Below are 3930 nucleotides of genomic sequence, written 5' to 3'. Positions count from 1 at the left end.
ACGGGTCTGCTGCGTCCATCCATTCCGGTTCACATTCTTCAGGCTGATCTGCTGTCACATCAGACCACCAGATATCTCTTCCAGCTTGCATAGGCACGTCATGTTTTGTTCTTTGATAAACAATGACTTTTTCGACGCTCATACAGCCAGCATCTAATGCTTGATCGGTTGTTTTTTTCAATTCAACGGTTTTACCGCCACGAAAGCCGCCATCGGCGGTGATGATCAATTTAGCCTGAGTGTCTTCGATACGGTCTTTTAAGGAGGACGCTGAAAACCCGCCGAATACCACCGAATGAATCGCGCCAATCCGTGCACAAGCCTGCATAGCAACGACAGCTTCAGTAATCATGGGCATGTAAATAATGACGCGATCACCTTTACCAATACCTTGTGCTTTCAATGCATTGGCAAAGATGCTGACACGACGATGAAGCTCTCGATAACTGATATGTTCTACATCGCCTTTTTCACCTTCAAAAATGACGGCTGTTTTATCCGCATTTTTTTCAAGCTGACGATCCAGACAGTTATAAGAGACGTTGAGCTTGCCATCCGGAAACCAACGGTAATGCGGGGCATTAGTATCGTCTAGAGTTTGGGTGAAAGGCTGTTTCCAATCGATTTCCTGGCGCGCTATCTCAGCCCAAAATGCTTCGTGATCTTGTTCCGCTTTTTTGTATAAGACATCAAGTTGGTCTGAGAGTAATGATGCCGTTTTGAGAAAGGCTTCACTAGGTGGAAATTGACGATCTTCGTGTAAGGTTGATTCGATATTATCTTGAGCCATATGCGACACCTTTATAATTATTCTTTAGCTAAATTAACACAATACAATGATTATCAATGTGTGTTAAGCAGACATAAAAAACTCTCCCTCAATTTGTATTGAGGGAGAGTTTTGGGAGTGAACAGGCTTCTAGAAGAAACCGAGTGGGCTAGTGCTATAGCTAACCAACAAGTTTTTAGTTTGTTGATAATGTTCCAGCACCATTTTGTGGGTTTCACGTCCAACACCGGATTTTTTATAGCCACCGAATGCGGCATGAGCAGGATACATATGGTAGCAGTTTGTCCACACACGACCGGCCTGAATGCCGCGGCCCATACGATAAGCCAGGTTCATATCACGCGTCCACAAGCCGGCACCCAGACCAAACTCGGTGTCATTGGCAATTTCTAAAGCTTCTGCTTCATCTTTGAATGTGGTTACAGAGACAACGGGTCCAAAGATTTCTTCCTGGAAGATACGCATTTTGTTATGGCCTTTCATCAACGTTGGCTGGATGTAGTAACCATTGTCGAATTCAGCACCGAGTTGCTCAACCTGACCGCCCATAAGCACTTCTGCACCTTCCTGACGACCGATATCAACATAGCTGAGGATCTTTTCAAATTGCATTTGTGACGCTTGCGCACCCACCTGTACTTCAGTATCCAGAGGGTTACCACGTTTGATGTTCTTAGCGCGTTCAATAACAATTTTAATGAAGTCATCATAGATGCTTTCTTGAATAACCGCTCGAGATGGACATGTGCAGACTTCACCCTGGTTGAAGAAGGCCAGAACCAAACCTTCAGCACACTTATTAATATAGTCTTCTTCTTGTTGCATGATATCTTCGAAGAAAACGTTAGGCGATTTACCACCTAATTCAGTAGTCGATGGAATAATATTTTCCGCTGCACGTTTCATGATGTGCGAGCCAACAGGTGTTGAACCAGTGAAGGCAATTTTGGCAATACGTGTACTTGAGGCTAATGCTTCACCAGCAACGCGACCCATGCCATTAACAATGTTTAAAACACCAGCAGGTAACAAGTCACCAATGACTTCCATCAGTTTGAGAATGGAAACAGGTGTTGATTCTGCCGGTTTCATCACAATGCAGTTACCAGCAGCCAATGCTGGTGCCAGTTTCCATGCTGCCATCAGAAGCGGGAAGTTCCATGGAATAATTTGACCTACGACACCGAGAGGCTCATGGAAGTGGTATGCGACAGTCGTTTCATCGATTTCACCCATGGTGCCTTCCTGTGCACGGATGCAGCCAGCGAAATATCGGAAGTGGTCTGCAGCGAGTGGGATATCGGCATTTAATGTTTCACGAACGGCTTTACCGTTATCCCAGGTTTCAGCCACGGCAAGCATTTCAAGATTTTCTTCAATGCGGTCGGCAATTTTTAACAGAATATTAGAACGTTGTTGAACAGACGTTTTACCCCAAGCATCTTTCGCCGCATGGGCGGCATCTAATGCCAAGTCAATATCTTCTGCAGTTGATTCTGGAATTTCACAAATCACTTCACCTGTTACAGGCGTGGTATTCGTGAAATATTGACCTTTCACTGGCGCAACCCATTTGCCACCAATGAAGTTTTCATAACGCGATTCAAAACTGACGACAGCGCCTTCAGTACCGGGTTTTGCATAGATCATAGTCTTTCTCTCTTTGCTTATGGTTATAGTCTGAACATAAAGATGCAGGATAATTCCATCACTGGCAAGTGCGCTTGACTGAAAATCTCAATCACTTGACTGAGAGTCCAGAAGCATTCCAAAATTATTTTCGAATTTGGTATAAGATATCTGGATGAAAATTGAGAAACTCTCGCTGGTAAAACGGCGTGAAAAACGACAATTCTTGACTGAAAATAAAGTTCAGTTTGCTGGCCCTGAGTCAGAACTGAGCATTTACGATACCTATCGTGCCGTAAGCCGAGTTGGGCTGGAAGCGCAGCAATTGCTCTACTGTGGCATGGTAAGTGGTCGAAAAGTCATGCATAGCCCGCATAAGAATGACGGTGAACTGTTTTTGCCGCATGAGTCTTACGTTGTTCCTCCAGGTGAACTTGTGGAAATTGATTTTCCGGATGCCAATGAAACCGATCCGACAACGTGTCTGACCATAGAGATATCTAAAGATAGAATTGAAAAACTGTCAGAGCGTATGCGAGATCTCATTGTGCTTGATGCTCCTAATCACGAGTGGGAATATCAGCCCAAAATCATTCATAAACATCACACGGGTGATACTCAGCATTTGCTGGAAAAAATGGTGGCTTTGTACACTCGCAATGATCCAGATAAAGAGATTATGTTGGATCTCAGTGTTACTGAGCTGGTGATTAGACTACTCAGGGAACAAGGGCGTGATGTTCTATTAAGTTATTGCCAGCAATCTCCCGATGCGACAGGTGTGACAGCAGCGATTCATTATTTGGAGCAGAATATTGCTCATCCTCTGGATGTGGATCAGTTATGTCGTAAGGCCTGTATGAGTCGAAGCAGACTGTATGTAGAGTTTAAAAAGCAATTGGGTTGTACGCCGGGTGAGTTTCAGCAGCAAATTCGTTTAAAAGCAGCAGCAGAAGCCATGCAGGCTGGTAAAAGTGTGACGGATGCTTGTTACAGTTTTGGTTTTAGTGATTTAAGTCACTTTAGTCGTCGCTTTACCGGTTTTTTTGGCTGTGCGCCAAGCGTTTATCGTCAGAAGTTCATCAATAAAAAGTAAAACGCCTATCTCAATTTATCATCGGCAAGTCATTATTCTGCTGTCATAATAGCTGTCTATCTTACTTTCAACCCGAGATTATTTTGCCTGCAATAGCCTCTCTTTACAGACTATTATTCATATTTATACTGATATTTTTTAGTTCAGTATCGCTCTCTGATCCTATTAAATTAACTGTAAAAATCAACGGTGTAGATGAAGCCTTGAGTAAGACCTTACTCAATGGCCTTTCAATTGAAAAACAAAAAGACAGTGATCGTTTAAATCAACGTTATCTGGAAAAACTGCATTCCTCAGCAATTGAAGAGTTGCGCACAATGCTTACGGTATTTGGTTATTACCAGCCAGACATCCACGCTGAATTACATCATGACAAAGACAACTGGCAAGCCATTTATACCATTGCTCTTGGTGA

4 protein-coding genes are annotated in these 3930 nt (G+C 43.4%); 2 read left to right on the top strand and 2 right to left on the bottom strand.

Features of this window, described 5'->3' with window-relative positions; translation table 11 throughout:
• Positions 1 to 790 (bottom strand): AMP-binding protein (locus B4K20_RS14845; protein WP_289283506.1); only part of this gene is annotated, 790 nt, incomplete at its 3' end.
• Between the two features lie 129 nt (positions 791 to 919).
• Positions 920 to 2440 (bottom strand): aldehyde dehydrogenase family protein, encoded by a 1521-nt coding sequence (locus tag B4K20_RS14840; protein ID WP_289283505.1) that lies wholly within the window; start codon positions 2438 to 2440, stop codon positions 920 to 922.
• A gap of 154 nt (positions 2441 to 2594) precedes the next feature.
• Here B4K20_RS14840 and B4K20_RS14835 point away from each other — a divergent pair, with 154 nt between their 5' ends.
• Complete coding sequence (locus B4K20_RS14835; protein WP_286304898.1) at positions 2595 to 3515, top strand: helix-turn-helix domain-containing protein; 921 nt, start codon at positions 2595 to 2597, stop codon at positions 3513 to 3515.
• A gap of 203 nt (positions 3516 to 3718) precedes the next feature.
• The coding region (locus B4K20_RS14830; RefSeq protein ID WP_289283504.1) for a POTRA domain-containing protein at positions 3719 to 3930 on the top strand (212 nt) is incomplete at its 3' end.

Source organism: Methylophaga sp. UBA5088 (assembly GCF_002414625.1).
Classification (GTDB): domain Bacteria; phylum Pseudomonadota; class Gammaproteobacteria; order Nitrosococcales; family Methylophagaceae; genus Methylophaga; species Methylophaga marina.
This window is presented reverse-complemented; position numbering and strand designations above follow the sequence as displayed.